Origin of the sequence: Actinomadura roseirufa, from assembly GCF_900659635.1 — a bacterium.
Classification (GTDB): Bacteria; Actinomycetota; Actinomycetes; order Streptosporangiales; family Streptosporangiaceae; genus Spirillospora; species Spirillospora roseirufa.
This window is the reverse complement of the sequence record NZ_CAACVB010000600.1, coordinates 1-538: the sequence shown is the minus strand read 5'-3', so window position 1 is coordinate 538 and position 538 is coordinate 1. Positions and strand designations below refer to the sequence as shown.

The following is a 538-nucleotide window of genomic DNA, read 5'->3' as shown; positions in this document are numbered from 1 at the left end:
GAAGGGCAGCGCATATGGCTCGACTCGCCGGACAACGATCTTCCTCCTCTCTAGGCTCGCCGGCGTTCCACGGTCAAGGGCCTGCCGCCACGGAATGAAGCCAACCCCGGTACACGCCACCACTGGTCATGCGAAAATGCCCACCCGGCTACCGTCCGTCAAAGGGCTGCAAAATGACCGAATCGCGTGAGTGCTCCGGATGCGGCAACACCCTCAACCGTTACAGCCCCGGCCACATTTGCGGATCATGCGCCTGGGAGACACGCGCCCGACTCGGCGAACCGCCGCCCCTCCCCGAACGCTTCTGGACCGAACCACCCATGAGCGACGCCCTCACCAACCGCGACCTCCGGGGAGTACTAAAGATCTACATCCACGTCACACAACTCACCCAAGAAGCCCTGGCCAACCTGATCAACACCAACCAGGGCAACATCTCCAAGATCCTAGGCGGCCAGCGACGCCGCTACTCGATCAAAGAGTTCGAATCACTCCGCGACGGCCTCCACATCCCCGGCCCACTCCTCGGACTACAACC

1 protein-coding gene is annotated in these 538 nt (G+C 62.5%); it reads left to right on the top strand.

The features are described from left to right. Positions 1-320: 320 nt before the first annotated feature. Positions 321-538: hypothetical protein (locus E1291_RS41630; protein WP_207401285.1), on the top strand; the 218-nt coding region annotated here is incomplete at its 3' end.